This is a genomic window from Pseudomonas sp. B21-047 (assembly GCF_024748775.1).
GTDB lineage: Bacteria > Pseudomonadota > Gammaproteobacteria > Pseudomonadales > Pseudomonadaceae > Aquipseudomonas > Aquipseudomonas capeferrum.
The window spans coordinates 751,487-765,266 of sequence record NZ_CP087169.1 but is presented as its reverse complement, the minus strand read 5'-3'; the positions used below and the strand labels follow the sequence as shown (position 1 = coordinate 765,266).

The 13,780-nt window shown below is 62.7% G+C and carries 16 protein-coding genes; 6 read left to right on the top strand and 10 right to left on the bottom strand.

The annotated features are described in order from the left end of the window. Window positions 1–96 precede the first annotated feature (96 nt). The 5 genes from LOY26_RS03515 to rplU form a co-directional block, all read right to left on the bottom strand. Complete coding sequence (locus LOY26_RS03515; RefSeq protein WP_047582786.1) at window positions 97–558, bottom strand: CreA family protein; 462 nt, start codon at window positions 556–558, stop codon at window positions 97–99. Then, complete coding sequence (proB, locus tag LOY26_RS03510; protein WP_033701371.1) at window positions 555–1,673, bottom strand: glutamate 5-kinase; 1,119 nt, start codon at window positions 1,671–1,673, stop codon at window positions 555–557. Before proB ends, LOY26_RS03515 begins: the two co-directional genes overlap by 4 nt. 85 nt (window positions 1,674–1,758) lie before the next feature. Beyond that, window positions 1,759–2,985 carry an Obg family GTPase CgtA gene (gene cgtA / locus LOY26_RS03505; RefSeq protein WP_033701372.1) on the bottom strand — a complete coding sequence of 409 codons (1,227 nt, stop codon included), beginning with the start codon at window positions 2,983–2,985 and terminating at the stop codon, window positions 1,759–1,761. 188 nt (window positions 2,986–3,173) lie between these two features. Next, window positions 3,174–3,431: a 50S ribosomal protein L27 gene (rpmA, locus tag LOY26_RS03500; protein ID WP_008092023.1), complete on the bottom strand. Its 258-nt coding sequence runs from the start codon at window positions 3,429–3,431 to the stop codon at window positions 3,174–3,176. Between the two features lie 38 nt (window positions 3,432–3,469). After that, window positions 3,470–3,784: a 50S ribosomal protein L21 gene (rplU, locus tag LOY26_RS03495; RefSeq protein ID WP_003247466.1), complete on the bottom strand. Its 315-nt coding sequence runs from the start codon at window positions 3,782–3,784 to the stop codon at window positions 3,470–3,472. A gap of 245 nt (window positions 3,785–4,029) precedes the next feature. Between rplU and LOY26_RS03490 the strand changes: the two genes are divergently transcribed. From LOY26_RS03490 to LOY26_RS03480, 3 genes are all read left to right on the top strand, one after another. Continuing rightward, on the top strand, window positions 4,030–4,998 hold the full coding sequence (locus tag LOY26_RS03490; RefSeq protein ID WP_033701373.1) for a polyprenyl synthetase family protein: 969 nt from the start codon (window positions 4,030–4,032) through the stop codon (window positions 4,996–4,998). Between the two features lie 153 nt (window positions 4,999–5,151). Further along, on the top strand, window positions 5,152–5,493 hold the full coding sequence (locus LOY26_RS03485; RefSeq protein WP_033701376.1) for a zinc ribbon domain-containing protein YjdM: 342 nt from the start codon (window positions 5,152–5,154) through the stop codon (window positions 5,491–5,493). Between the two features lie 151 nt (window positions 5,494–5,644). Further along, window positions 5,645–5,890: a hypothetical protein gene (locus LOY26_RS03480; RefSeq protein WP_095064002.1), complete on the top strand. Its 246-nt coding sequence runs from the start codon at window positions 5,645–5,647 to the stop codon at window positions 5,888–5,890. A 26-nt stretch (window positions 5,891–5,916) separates the two neighbouring features. Here LOY26_RS03480 and LOY26_RS03475 read toward each other — a convergent pair whose 3' ends face one another. From LOY26_RS03475 to LOY26_RS03455, 5 genes are all read right to left on the bottom strand, one after another. Continuing rightward, window positions 5,917–6,534, bottom strand: coding sequence for an FKBP-type peptidyl-prolyl cis-trans isomerase (locus tag LOY26_RS03475; protein WP_033701378.1), 618 nt, complete (start codon window positions 6,532–6,534; stop codon window positions 5,917–5,919). Between the two features lie 85 nt (window positions 6,535–6,619). Then, window positions 6,620–6,925: a DUF6482 family protein gene (locus tag LOY26_RS03470; protein WP_033701379.1), complete on the bottom strand. Its 306-nt coding sequence runs from the start codon at window positions 6,923–6,925 to the stop codon at window positions 6,620–6,622. 109 nt (window positions 6,926–7,034) lie between these two features. After that, window positions 7,035–7,523: a TIGR00645 family protein gene (locus tag LOY26_RS03465; protein ID WP_016501546.1), complete on the bottom strand. Its 489-nt coding sequence runs from the start codon at window positions 7,521–7,523 to the stop codon at window positions 7,035–7,037. A gap of 177 nt (window positions 7,524–7,700) precedes the next feature. Beyond that, window positions 7,701–8,039, bottom strand: a complete 339-nt coding sequence (locus LOY26_RS03460; protein ID WP_016713353.1) for a hypothetical protein — start codon at window positions 8,037–8,039, stop codon at window positions 7,701–7,703. Window positions 8,040–8,201: 162 nt separating this feature from the next. Beyond that, window positions 8,202–10,640 carry a Lon protease family protein gene (locus LOY26_RS03455; RefSeq protein ID WP_033701381.1) on the bottom strand — a complete coding sequence of 813 codons (2,439 nt, stop codon included), beginning with the start codon at window positions 10,638–10,640 and terminating at the stop codon, window positions 8,202–8,204. Window positions 10,641–10,894: 254 nt separating this feature from the next. Between LOY26_RS03455 and LOY26_RS03450 the strand changes: the two genes are divergently transcribed. The 3 genes from LOY26_RS03450 to LOY26_RS03440 all read left to right on the top strand — a co-directional run bounded on the left by LOY26_RS03450 (window position 10,895) and on the right by LOY26_RS03440 (window position 13,747). Then, entirely contained in the window at window positions 10,895–11,383 is a 489-nt protein-coding gene (locus LOY26_RS03450) for a DUF3015 domain-containing protein (RefSeq protein ID WP_033701382.1), read from the top strand. Between the two features lie 75 nt (window positions 11,384–11,458). Beyond that, window positions 11,459–13,312, top strand: a complete 1,854-nt coding sequence (locus LOY26_RS03445; RefSeq protein WP_033701384.1) for a DUF4105 domain-containing protein — start codon at window positions 11,459–11,461, stop codon at window positions 13,310–13,312. A 78-nt stretch (window positions 13,313–13,390) separates the two neighbouring features. Beyond that, on the top strand, window positions 13,391–13,747 hold the full coding sequence (locus tag LOY26_RS03440; RefSeq protein ID WP_033701385.1) for a lipoprotein: 357 nt from the start codon (window positions 13,391–13,393) through the stop codon (window positions 13,745–13,747). Window positions 13,748–13,780: the final 33 nt, after the last annotated feature.

Sequence of the window (13,780 nt, the reverse complement as noted above, 5' to 3'; positions counted from 1 at the left end):
CAACTACCCCGCCGCCTGTGATGACTGCGCTGAGTCTGTGGGAGCGGGCTTGCCCCGCGAAAGGAGGCCAAAGGCCTCCCAACTTTCACCGGCCTATCAATGAGCCCAAGGCAAGATCGGAATCGCCGTCACCGCATTCTGCGGGCTGCCTTCGATCATGCGGTCGCTATACACCAGGTACACCAAGGTATTGCGCTTCTTGTCGAGGAAGCGCACCACCTGCATGGTCTTGAACACCAGCGAGGTGCGTTCCTTGAACACTTCTTCGCCGTCTTTGAGCTCACCCTTGAAGTTGATCGGCCCCACCTGACGGCAGGCAATCGACGCCTCGGCACGGTCCTCAGCCAGGCCCAGGCCGCCCTTCATACCGCCCGTCTTGGCGCGCGACAGGTAGCACGTCACACCCTCGACCTTGGGGTCATCAAAAGCCTCGACCACAATGCGGTCGTTCGGCCCGAGGAACTTGAACACGGTCGACACCTGGCCAACCTCTTCCGCTGCGGCCAGCATCGGCAGTGCCAATGCCGCCACGGCAATCACCCGCTTGAACCTATTCATACCAGCACCAGGTTGTCGCGGTGCACCAGCTCCGGCTCGGCGCTGTAACCGAGCAGGGCCTCGATGGCATCGGACGACTGGCCGATGATTTTCTGCGCTTCGAGGGCGCTGTAGTTGGCCAGGCCGCGGGCCACTTCAAGGCCGTCCGGGCCGACGCACACCACCATCTCGCCACGGCGGAAACTGCCCTGCACGGTCTTCACGCCAACCGGCAACAGGCTCTTGTTGGCCTGGCGCAGTGCCTGCACGGCGCCGGCGTCGAGCACCAGCGTGCCACGGGTTTGCAGGTGCCCGGCCAGCCACTGCTTGCGCGCAGCGAGCATGCCGCGTTCAGGCGACAGCAAGGTGCCCAGGCGCTCACCCCCCTTGAGGCGATCAAGCACGCGCTCGATGCGGCCACCGATGATGATGGTATGCGCACCGGAACGTGCCGCCAGGCGTGCGGCGCGCAGCTTGGTCTGCATACCGCCACGGCCCAGCGCGCCACCGGTGCCACCGGCCACGGCGTCGAGCGCCGGGTCGTCGGCACGGGCTTCATAGATCAGCTGGGCTTCGGGGTTGTTGCGCGGGTCGGCGTCGAACATGCCGTCGCGGTCGGTGAGAATCACCAGCAGGTCGGCTTCCACCAGGTTGGCCACCAGCGCGGCCAACGTGTCGTTGTCGCCGAAGCGGATCTCGTCGGTGACCACGGTGTCGTTTTCGTTGATCACCGGCACCACGCCGAGGTCGACCAACGTGCGCAGGGTGCTGCGCGCGTTCAGGTAACGTTTGCGGTCGGACAGGTCGTCATGGGTCAGGAGGATCTGCGCGGTGTGCTTGCCGTGCTCGCCGAAGCTCGACTCCCAGGCCTGCACCAGGCGCATCTGGCCGATCGAAGCGGCGGCCTGCAGCTCGTTCATCGCGCTCGGTCGCGAGGTCCAGCCCAGCTGGCTCATGCCCGCTGCCACTGCCCCCGAAGAGACCAGCACCAACTCCACGCCTGCCTCACGCAGCGCGACCATCTGCTCGACCCAAACGGCCATTGCGCCGCGATCCAGGCCTTTGCCATCGGCGGTCAGCAGCGCACTGCCAATCTTCACGACCCAGCGCTTGGCGCCCGTCACCTTGCTTCGCATCTTCTTCCAACCTATGTCGAATCTGTAGATACAGTGGATACAAAAACGCCGCTCCAGAGAGCGGCGTTTAGTGTACTGCAACCGGTCAGTCGCGCACGTAAATGATTTCCGGGCCGTCTTCGTCGTCCTCGAAATCATCGTCCCAACCGTCATCGTCGCCGATGTCGTGGACGCTCTTGACGCCTGTGCGACGCAGGGTACGGGCGTCGTCCAGAGCCTGCAGCTGGGCGCGGGCTTCGTCTTCGATGCGCTGGTCGAGGTCGGCCAGCTCGGCGGCGAAGACCGGGTCGTTGGCCAGGCGGTCGGCGCGGTCTTCGAGGTAGCGCATCAGGTCGTGGCTGAGCTTGTCGGTGCCCTGCTTGGAGATGGCCGAGATCACGTAGACCGGGCCTTCCCACTGCAAGCGCTCGACCACTTCCTTGACCCGCTCGTCGCGCTCGTCGTCCATGACCATGTCAGACTTGTTCAGCACCAGCCAGCGCTCACGCTCGGCCAGCGATGGGCTGAAGCGGGTCAGCTCGTTGACGATCACTTCTGCGGCATCGGCCGGGCTGCTTTCGTCCAGCGGCGCCATGTCGACCAGGTGCAGCAGCACGCGGGTGCGCGCCAGGTGCTTGAGGAAGCGGATACCCAGGCCGGCACCGTCGGATGCGCCTTCGATCAGGCCGGGGATGTCGGCAATGACGAAGCTCTTCCAGCGGTCGACGCTGACCACGCCCAGGTTCGGCACCAAGGTGGTGAACGGGTAGTCGGCGACTTTCGGCTTGGCAGCCGACACCGAACGGATGAAGGTGCTCTTGCCAGCGTTTGGCAGGCCGAGCAGGCCGACGTCGGCCAGGACCTTCATTTCCATTTTCAGGTCGCGCTGGTCACCTGGCTTGCCCGGGGTGGTCTGACGCGGCGCACGGTTGGTGCTCGACTTGAAGCGGGTGTTGCCCAGGCCGTGCCAGCCGCCTTGGGCGACCATCAGCTTCTGGCCAGGGGTGATCAGGTCACCGATCACTTCCTGGGTGGTGGCGTCGATCACCGTGGTGCCGACCGGCACCCGCAGGAACAGGTCTTCACCCTTCTTGCCGGTGCAGTCGGTGCTGCCACCGTTGGCGCCCCGCTGGGCCTCATGGTGACGGGTGTAGCGGTAGTCGACCAGGGTGTTGAGGTTTTCGTCGGCAACCATGTACACCGAACCGCCGTCACCACCGTCGCCGCCGTTAGGGCCACCGTTTTCGATGAATTTTTCGCGACGGAAGCTCATGCAACCGTTACCGCCGTCACCGGCTTTGACTCGAATCGATACTTCGTCAACAAACTTCATTAAAACCGCCCCTCGTCTTCCGACGAGCTGAATACTTAAAAAACCTGAGGCTCTTGCAAAAATGAGCGCGGCGGCCCCGTACGACCGTAGAAACCCACGCCGGCAGCCCATACAAACAGCTTTGCAAGAGGCTCACCACAAACGAAAAAGCCCCGTCGCATGACGGGGCTTCTGGAGCGACGTCGCGATTAGGCTGCGACGATGCTCACGTAACGGCGGTTGAACTCGCCTTTCTTCTCGAACTTGATCACGCCTTCGATCTTGGCGAACAGGGTGTGATCCTTGCCCATGCCAACGCCGTAGCCGGCGTGGAACTGGGTGCCGCGCTGACGGACGATGATGTTGCCGGCCTTGACGACCTGGCTGCCATACATCTTCACGCCAAGGCGTTTCGATTCTGAGTCGCGACCGTTACGGGTACTACCACCAGCCTTCTTGTGAGCCATGGTTCAATTCTCCAAATAAATTCAGGGGATCTAGGGGATTAAGCCTGGATGCCGGTGATTTTGATCTCGGTGAACCACTGGCGGTGGCCCATACGCTTCATGTGGTGCTTACGACGACGGAACTTGATGATGCGGACTTTATCGTGACGGCCTTGCGAAACGACTTCAGCAACAACTTTAGCGCCGGCGACGACTGGAGCGCCGATGGTGACTTCTTCACCGTTGGCAACCAGCAGAACGCGATCGAAAGTCACGGATTCGCCAGTGGCGACTTCCAGTTTTTCGATCTTGAGGAATTCACCTTCAGCGACTTTGTACTGCTTGCCGCCGGTAACGATTACTGCGTAAGACATGGGTATTTCTCCGATAATCCTGCTCACCCAGCGCTTTATATGATGAGTATTGGCTGGCATGGCTGCATGGGGCTGGAACGGCCCGGTGCAATTGCGTAAGGCAGGTGCTGCCCAGGAAGTTAGGGTGCGCGATTGTACGCAACCCCGGTTTTGCTTGCAAGTACCGCCCCCGTGGCGCTGGCACCGCGCCTTGACACACCGGGACCCGCGACCTAGCATGCCGCGCAACGTTAATGGAGCAGCCGATGCAACCCCAAACCTTCTACCGCGCGGTGGCTGATGATTTCAGCGCCGTCGACGAGATCATCAAGAAGCAGCTGACCTCGCGCGTGCCGCTGGTATCGAAGATCGGCGACTACATCACGTCGGCCGGTGGCAAGCGCCTGCGTCCCCTGCTGGTCCTGCTGTGTGGCAAGGCCCTGGGCCGCGAAGGCGACGACCTGCGCCTGCTGGCAGCGACCATCGAGTTCCTGCACACCGCCACCTTGCTGCACGACGACGTGGTCGACATGTCCGGCATGCGCCGCGGCCGTTCCACCGCCAATGCGCTGTGGGGCAACGCACCGAGCGTGCTGGTGGGCGACTTCCTTTATTCGCGCTCGTTCGAAATGATGGTCGAACTGGGTTCGATGCCGGTCATGCAGATCCTCTCCAAGGCCACCCGCGTCATCGCCGAGGGTGAAGTGCTGCAGCTGTCGCGCGTGCGCGATGCCAGCACCACGGAAGAGGTGTACATGGAGGTCATCCGCGGCAAGACCGCCATGCTGTTCGAGGCCTCGACCCACAGCGCCGCCGCGCTGGCCGGCGCCAGCGACGCGCAGCGCGAGGCCCTGCGCACCTTCGGCGACCACCTGGGTGTGGCCTTCCAGCTGGTCGACGACCTGCTGGACTACAAGGGCGACTCGCAGACCCTGGGCAAGAACGTTGGTGACGACCTGGCCGAGGGCAAGCCGACCCTGCCGCTGATCTACACCATGCGCGAAGGCACGCCTGAACAGGCTGCGCTGGTGCGCCAGGCGATCCAGAAGGGTGGCCTTGAAGACCTCGAGCAGATCCGCGCAGCGGTCGAAGCCTCGGGCGCGCTGGACTACACCGCGCAGATGGCACGTGACTACGTGAAGCGGGCTATCGAGTGCCTGGAAGTGCTGCCGGCCAGTGAATATCGCGATGCGTTGATCGAGCTGAGCGAGTTTGCGGTAGCGCGTACGCACTAACATCGCGCCACCTTCATCGCGGGCAAGCCCGCTCCTACAGGCCCATGTAGGAGCGGGCTTGCCCGCGATGCTTTTGCAAGGACAAAACACTTCACAGAGAAAACCTTATACAATATGGGCCTTTTCAACCGCCTGTCTGTTTAAGGAACCGAAGTGAGCACTTTGCCGCCCTGCCCCAAATGCAATTCCGAATACACCTACGAGGATGGCACCCAGCTGATCTGCCCCGAGTGCGCGCACGAGTGGTCGGCCAACGGCGAAGCCGATGCCGCCAGCGATGACGTGGTGAAAAAGGATTCGGTCGGCAATGTGCTGCAGGACGGCGACACCGTCACCGTCATCAAGGACCTCAAGGTCAAGGGCTCGTCCCTGGTGGTCAAGGTCGGCACCAAGGTCAAGAACATCCGCCTGTGCGACGGCGACCACGACATCGATTGCAAGATCGACGGCATCGGCGCCATGAAGCTGAAGTCCGAGTTCGTGCGCAAGGTCTAACCCTAGGGTGCAACGGGGCTACCTTTCTGGTGGCCCTGACAGATCCTGCAACAGGGTCACTGCACCATTGGGCAAAAATACGGCAATAGACCCTTGCTATTTTGATAATAAGAATTATTCTCATTGGAACTGCTATCCAAGGAGAATAGCCATGACCTATCTGATCGACGCCTGGCTGGACCGCCCTCACCCTTACCTGCGCATCTTGCATCGCGAGACCGGCGAAGTGTGCGCGGTGCTTGAAGAAGAAGCCCTTGATGAACTGCGCGACCAGGGCGACCTGGACATGAGCGGGCTGAATTCGAGCGAACCTGGGGTGCTCAAGGAGCTGGTGCGGAATTTGTTTCTGTTCTGCTATGCGCGGGCGTTGCGCCCTGAGGGGACGGATTGGAACTGAGGCCGGCTAAGCCGGCCCCATAGGCATTACAGAACGTCGAGCAGCTCGACGTCGAACACCAGTACGCTGTGCGGCGGGATGCTGCCAACGCCTTGGGCGCCGTAGGCCAGCTCGCTCGGCACGTACAGGCGCCATTTGCTGCCAGCGTTCATCAGTTGCAGGGCTTCGGTCCAGCCAGCGATCACGCCGCCTACCGGGAATTCAGCCGGCTGGCCACGCTCGTAGGAGCTGTCGAACACGGTGCCATCGATCAGGGTACCGTGGTAGTGGGTACGCACGTTGCTTTCGCGGGTCGGCTTGGCGCCTTCACCTGCGGTCAGCACTTCGAACTGCAGGCCCGAAGCCAGGGTGGTGATGCCTTCGCGCTTGGCGTTTTCGGCCAGGAATTCCTTGCCGGCGCCAGCCGCTGCTTCAGCCTTGGCAGCTGCCTCGGCTTGCATGATGTCGCGGATGACCTTGAAGCTGGCCGACAGGTCGGCTTCGCTGACGCGGCTGTCGGCGCCGTTGAAGGCGTCGGTCAGGCCGGCCAGGATGGCGTCCAGGCTGACGCCTGGTGGCGGGTTGTCACGCAGTTGGCCACCCAGCTGACGGCCGATGCCGTAGCTGACGCGGGTTTCGTCGGTAGACAGGTTGAGTTCGGACATTGTCGTGCTCCACTGCAGGGCGCAGTGAAGCCGCGCCCTTGATGAAAAGGGCGAGCAGCCTAGCACACTGGGGCGCCTGGAGCAGCTACCAGGCCGAACGCTGGGAAATCGGTACTTTCAGGTCTTCTTCGGGGTGCGTGCCCATGCCGCACATTTCGTCCTGCACTGACCAGTGCAACAGGTTCAGTGACAGCAATGGAAGGGCTTTGAGCAGGTCACGCGCTTCTTCCACGGAGTGCACGCGCAAGCGTTGCCCGCGGCTGTCGGAAAGCGGATGCGCACGGCCCTTGACCCGGGCCTCAAGCAGGTAATCACCACCTTCGATGGCGATCAGGTTGAGTTCGTCGACATGGCCAACCCTGGCCTCGGTATTGAGCTGATGCAGGTTCATGAGAGCACCTCGCAGCGGGAACCGCATGAGTGCTCATTTTTTGTACAGGGGCAGGGAATACACAAGGTAAAACTGACGCCACTCGTCAGTTTTACCCTATCAAGCGGGCTCAGTGCTTGGTGAGCTTGTCCAGGTAACCCATGCAGAAGGCCGACACCACGAAGGTCATGTGGATGATCACGTACCACATCAGATAGTCGGTGGAGATGTTCTGTGCGTCCATGAACACGCGCAGCAGGTGAATCGACGAAATGGCGACGATCGAGGCAGCAACTTTCATCTTCAGCGAAGATGAGTCCATCTTGCCGAGCCAGTTGAGCTTCTCTTTGCTGTCGTCGATGTCCAGTTGCGAGACGAAGTTCTCGTAGCCGGAAATCATCACCATCACCAGCAGGCCACCCACCAGCGACATGTCGATCAGCGACAGGATCACCAGGATCAGGTCGGCTTCGCTCAGGGCAAATACGTTGGGCAGGACGTGAACGACTTCCTGGAAGAACTTCAGGGCCAGGGCCAACAGCCCGAGGGACAAGCCGAAGTAGATAGGGGCGAGCAGCCAGCGCGAGGCATACATCGCATTTTCGAGAATACGTTCCATGGAGGGTAGGGACTCGTCAGGTGACTGAAAAAGCGACGGCGAGTATAGCCAGCCACCTGCTGCAGCAAAAGCCCGGCTCCGCTGCGTAGCGCAATCGCGACACAAGGCCGCACCCGGCCACCGCTGTGGGAGCGGCCTTGTGTCGCGAATGGGGCACGCAGCGGCCCCAGCAATCGCCTAGCTTTCCGGATGGAACTGGTAATCCCCCAGGTTACGACAGCGCTCGCCATTGATGCGACGCAACTGGGCCTGCAGGTGCAGGCACCAGATCTGCGGGTCTTCGGCAACCTGATACCCGTGTAGCGTCAGGCTGTCGACAATGGCATTGAGCACCGACTCGGCCACCAGCGGCCCGTGAAACGGCCCCTGGGCCTTGATGGCCGAAGGTTGCTCGCCGGCCATGCCGGCGGCGAACAGCAGCGTCCACATGCCGTTGTCGCCGGCCAGTGGGCGGATGCTGCATTCGATGCGGGTCACCAGGCCCAGGCACTGGCGAGTAAGGCTGAGGTTGCGCATGGCCGCGTCCCCTCCAATGAGCCCTGTTCAGCCTGAAACCCTCAGGCTGTTTCCATCCTGAACGCTGATACCGTCCTAAGTTCCAGCATAGAGGAACAGCACAGAAAGTTGGAAAACCGGCGCTGAACGGTAGCACATCGCCGCCAGCGCCGGTTTATTGACTTAGGCCGGTTTAGCCTGCGCAATCACCTCTTCCAGGCGTTCCTTTTCTGCCTCTTTGATGTCCTCTTCGCTGATCATCTCGGCGATTTCGCGCAGGCGCTCCACCACGCGGGCGTTGACGCTGCCCTCGGTGAACTCGCCATTTTCATCCGCCGTGCCGGCCTCCTCGCCCACCAGCAGGCTCAGCGCCTCGTCGGCCTGGCTGACCGCATACACGTGGAACTGCCCGCCTTCGACCGCCTGCAGTACCCGCTCGTCGAGCATCAGCGTGGCCACGTTGGCACGCGGGATGATCACGCCTTGATCGCCGGTCAAGCCGCGCGCCTCGCAGAGCCGGAAGAAGCCCTCGATCTTCTCGTTGACCCCACCCACCGCCTGCACTTCACCGAACTGGTTGATCGAACCGGTGATGGCAAAGCATTGCTTGAGCGGCGTGCGCGACAACGCCGAGATCAGCGTGCACACCTCACCCAGCGAGGCACTGTCACCGTCGACGTAACCGTAGGACTGCTCCAGGGCAATGCTCGCCGAAATGGCCAGCGGGAACTCCTGGGCGTAGCGGCTACCCAGGTAGCCGGTGAGAATCATCACGCCCTTGGAGTGGATCGGCTGGCCCAGGTTGACCTCACGCTCAATGTCGACGATGCCGCTGCCGCCGGGGTAGACCGTGGCCGAGATACGCGCCGGCATGCCGAATGCCGAATCACCCACCTCCAGCACCGTCAGGCCGTTGCACTTGCCGATGGCCGCGCCTTCGGTGTCGATCAGGATGATGCCGGCGAGCATGTCGTCCAGCACCCGCTGCGACACACGCCCGGTGCGGGTGGCCTTGGCCTTGAGCGCACGCTCGATGTGCCCGGCGTCGGTCATCTCGTCGCTGGCCAGCTGGCGAATGAAGTCGGCCTCACTGACCAGCTGGAACAGGTCACCGATGCGTGCCGACAGCCGCGACTGGTTTTCCGCCAGCCGGGCGCTGTAGGTGGCCAGGCGCGCCACGGCGTCGCTGGTCAGCGGCGCCATGCCTTCTTCGTTGGTGCGGGTACGCAAGAGCTGGGCAAATTGCTCCAGGTTCTCGTCGACCATGGGCATGTCTTCGTCGAAGTCCACCAGCACCCGGAACATTTCCTGGAAGTCCGGATCATGGTCCTGCAGCGCGTAGTAGAGCTGACGCGAGCCGATGATCACCAGCTTGACGTTGAGCGGGATCATCTGCGGCGTCAGGCTGACGCTCGCCACCCGGCCCAGCTCGCCCAGCGGCGACTCCATCTTCAGCTTGCGCGACTGCAGCGCCCGCTTGAGGGCATCCCAGACGAAGGGCTCGCCGAGCATCTTCTCGGCTTCAAGAATCAGGAAGCCGCCGTTGGCCCGGTGCAACGCCCCCGGGCGCAACTGGCGGTAGGAGGTGTACAGCGCGCCCTGGTCGGTGCTGTATTCGATCCGGCCAAACAGGTTGTCGTAGGTCGGGTGCGGCTCGAACACCACCGGCGCGCCACCGTCGTGGTGATGACCCACCACCAGGCTCGGCGCGTATTGCTCTTCGAGCATCTTGCGCGCCACGGCGTCGGTCTTGCTGTCATCGACCAGTTGCTCGACCACGGTGCGCAGCAGGTTCAACTGCACCGACTGCAGGTAGGCGCAGACCGCCGCGTTCTCGGCGTACTTTTCCGACAGCGGCGCCAGCAGCGGCTGCAGGGCCAGGGTAATGGTTTCTTCGTTGAGCTGGCGCAGCTGGTTGTTCGACTCACGCTTCCACTGCGGCAGGCTGGCCAGCTCTTCGTTGAGGCGCTCCTCGAGCAGGGCGATGTCTTCGTGGAACTGCTCACGCACCGCCTCCGGCAGTTGCGCGAACTCGGCCTCGTCCAGCGCCTTGCCTTCGGCCATCGGGGTGAAGGCGACGTTACTGGCGTCGCGGTACAGGGCCACGTCTTTTTCCAGCGAAGCGCGCTCGATCACATCCAGGGCGCGGTCATAACGCTGGTTGAAGGCACGGTCGATGGCGCCCTTCTTCTGCTGGTACGACGGGTGCTCGAACACCGCCGGGAAGGTCGACAACAGGTTGTCGATCAGCCCGTTCATGTCGGTGATGAATTCACCGGCTGTGCCCGAAGGCAGCTCCAGGGCACGCGGCTCGCGGGTGTCTTCGTAATGGTTGACGTAGACCCAGTCGGCAGGGGTGTGTTGGCGCTTGCCCTCGGCCTTGAGGTAGCGCTTGACGAACGAGAAGCGGCCGGTGCCGGGCTCGCCCATCACATACACGTTGTAGCCAGGGCGGGGCATGGCCACGCCGAATTGCAGGGCCTCGACTGCTCGCTCCTGGCCCAGGACACCTCGAAACGGCTCCAGATCGTCAGTGTGGGTAAAAGCAAACTGCTCGGGGGAAAAACGCCGGGTCAGGGCTTCAGGCGCAAGACGCAGGCGCGCAGCGACAGGATCGGGCATTGGGTTTCCTTACTTCGGCGGGGCGGATACGCAGCATTCTGGCGCTGCCCGCGCGCGCCTTGCAAGGCTCGGCGGGACTTTATGTCGCAGTCGCGATAACACAGCGCTTCAGGCAAATTTTTCGCAATCAACAACGCAACCTTTAGATCGTGCCTAAACTCCAAGCTGCGCGGGTGGGTGAAAAGCTTTCCCGCCTGGCAACCGAGTTGCCAGAAACCCTGACCCTTGGTTAAGACAAATAGAGAACAAATGCTATGAAACGGATTCTTCTGGGTACTCTGTTCACCGTGGTCTCCCTCAATGCCATGGCCGAGGCGCCTGGCGGCCCGAACTGCGGCTGGGGCAACATGCTGTTCGAAGGCCAGCGCGGTACGCCGGCCCACTTCCTGGCTTCCACCACCAACGGTACCTCCGGTAATGCCACCTTCGGCATGACCTCCGGCACCAACGGCTGCTCCACCAAGGCTTCGCTGACCTATGGCGGCAAGTCCTGGTTTGCCATGAACGGCATGATGAACGAACTGTCCGAAGACATGGCCATGGGCAAGGGCGAGGCTCTGACCACCTATGCCGTGGTACTGGGTGTAGCGCCTGAAGACCGCACCTACTTCGAGTCGGTCACCCACCAGCACTTCAACCAGATCTTCAGCAGCGCCGACGTCACGGCCGAAACCGTGCACAGCAACACCCTGGCGGTGTTGAAGAGCGACCCACGCCTGGCCAAGTACGCAACCGAGGCTTAAGTGCAGCTTGCCCCGCCCCACCTCCGGGGCGGGTTTCGCCTTTTTTTCGGCATCGTGAAGAAGTAGTTGCCCGATATGCTCAAACGCCTCGCTTACCTGGCGCTGTGTGCCTGCGCCCCTGTTCATGCTGCGCCTGCGCTGGATGAAGGCCGTATTCAGCAACTGGCCAGTACCCCCTACTGGATCGCCCTGGGCCATTACGAGACTGCCAAGCTCGGTGGCTGGCGAAGCTATGTGGACGACACCCGGTTCTTTCTCGCCGAGGATGGCGCGCACCACCCCGACCAGGAGTTGCGGGCCACGGTGCAGGCGCTGTATGCGCCGGCCAGCCTGGGCGACAAGCATGCCCAATGCGTCTTTCCGGCACGCACCCGTTGGCTCAAGGAACAACTGGGGCTGACTGACCTGCCGCAGCCCGACTGCCAGGAATTCAAGACCTGGTACACCTCGATCGACCCGCACAGCGCCGCGTTGATCTTCCCGGCGGCCTACCTGAACAGCCCATCGTCGATGTTCGGCCATACACTGCTGCGCATCGACCAGTCCACCACCCACAGCGACGACACCACGCTGCTGAGCTACGCGATCAACTTCGGCGCCTACATCGAAGGCAGCGACAACAGCATCCTGTACGCCTGGAAGGGCCTGATGGGCGGCTATCCAGGCCTGTTTGCGCTGATGCCGTACCAAGAGAAGCTGTCCGAGTACCGCAGCCTGGAAAACCGCGACCTGTGGGAGTACAAGCTGGACCTCACCCCGCAAGAGACCGGGCGCATGGTCGAGCATGTGTGGGAGCTCAAGCAGATCCAGTTCGATTACTTCTTCTTCGACGAGAACTGCTCCTATCGCCTGCTGGAACTGCTGCAAGTAGCCCGGCCGAGCCTGGACCTGACCTCGCAGTTTCCGCTGACCGCCATCCCCACCGACACGGTCAAGGCGGTGCGCCAGTCTGGCCTGGTGGCCAGCGTCAACTACCGGCCTTCGCGCGAGCGCGAACTGCTGGCCCGCGCCGAGCCTTTGGCCCCCCACGAAAAGCAGCAGGTACTGGCGGTCAGCGCCGATACCGCGCAGTTGCAAAGCCCGGCCTTCACCGCCCTGCCGCGCGAGCGCCAGGCGCTGGTGCAGGACGCCGCCTACCGCCTGGAGCGCTACCGCGCCAACGGCCAGGAGCGCGACCCGGGCCAGGCCACGCGCAGCTTCGAGCTGCTGCGGGCGATCAACCGCAACCCGCCGCCAGCGCTGGATATCGAGCGCCCCGGGCTGCCCGAAGATGGCCATGACTCACGCACCTGGCAGCTCGGTGTCGGCACGCGGGAAGACCGCGCCTACGCCGAGTACGGCCTGCGCATGGCCTATCACGACCTCAACGACAACGCCTACGGCTTCCCGCTGGGCGCGCAGATCGAGATCTTGCAGCTCAAAGTGCGCCAGTACGAAGGCAACGACTGGCAGGTACAGCGCCTGGACCTCGCCACCATTCGCTCCCTGACGCCGCGCAACGCGCTGCTCAAGCCGTGGTCATGGCAAGTGACCGGCGGCCTGGAGCGGGTGCCGGGCAAGCATGACGACGAGGTGCTGGTAAGCCATGTGAACGGCGGTGCCGGCGGTACCTGGCAACTGGCCGATGGCTTGCTGGGCTTCGCCCTGGGCACGGTACGCGTGGAGCACCACAACGACTTCGCCGAGTTCATTTCCCCGGCGGCGGGCTTCAACGGCGGGCTGCTGTGGCGCAACGGGCTGGGCAACATGACGCTGGAGGCCAAGGGCGACTTCTTCACCAATGGCGAGGTGCGCCGCAGTGTAAGCCTGAACCAGCAATGGGAAATCAGCCGCAACCTGGGCCTGCGGCTAAGTGCGTCGCGTGAGTTCAGCCACCTGGCGACGGCGCAGAACGAGGTGATGCTGGAGCTGAAGTGGTACCACTACTGACTCTTTGACGCTGTTTTGACAGCCCACCGACAAACCGCCACCTAGACTCTCCCGCATCAACTGGAGGGTCTGGTGGCTATGTCGCGGTACTGGTTAGGCCTGTGCTTTGCCTTTTTGCTGTCTGGGTGCGCAACGACCCACGAACAGATGCTCAACCACGGTTACCCGCCCGCCTACGCCGATGGCTTCCAGGATGGCTGCAGCAGCGGCCGCCAGGCTGCCGGGCTGATGGTCGGCGACTTTCGCAAGGACGTGCCGCGCTACCTGCACAACCGCCAGTACGAAAGCGGCTGGGACGATGGTTTTCGCCAGTGTCACGCCCTGCAGAACAGCGAAGAGCAGCGTCAGTACCGCGACCGCTACTGGGACCAACGCGACCGTGACTGGGAGCAGGAGAAAGACCGCGGCGCTGCACGGGCCTACCGCCACCCCTAGGTCGCAATCGGACATCCTTTGAAACCTGCGGCC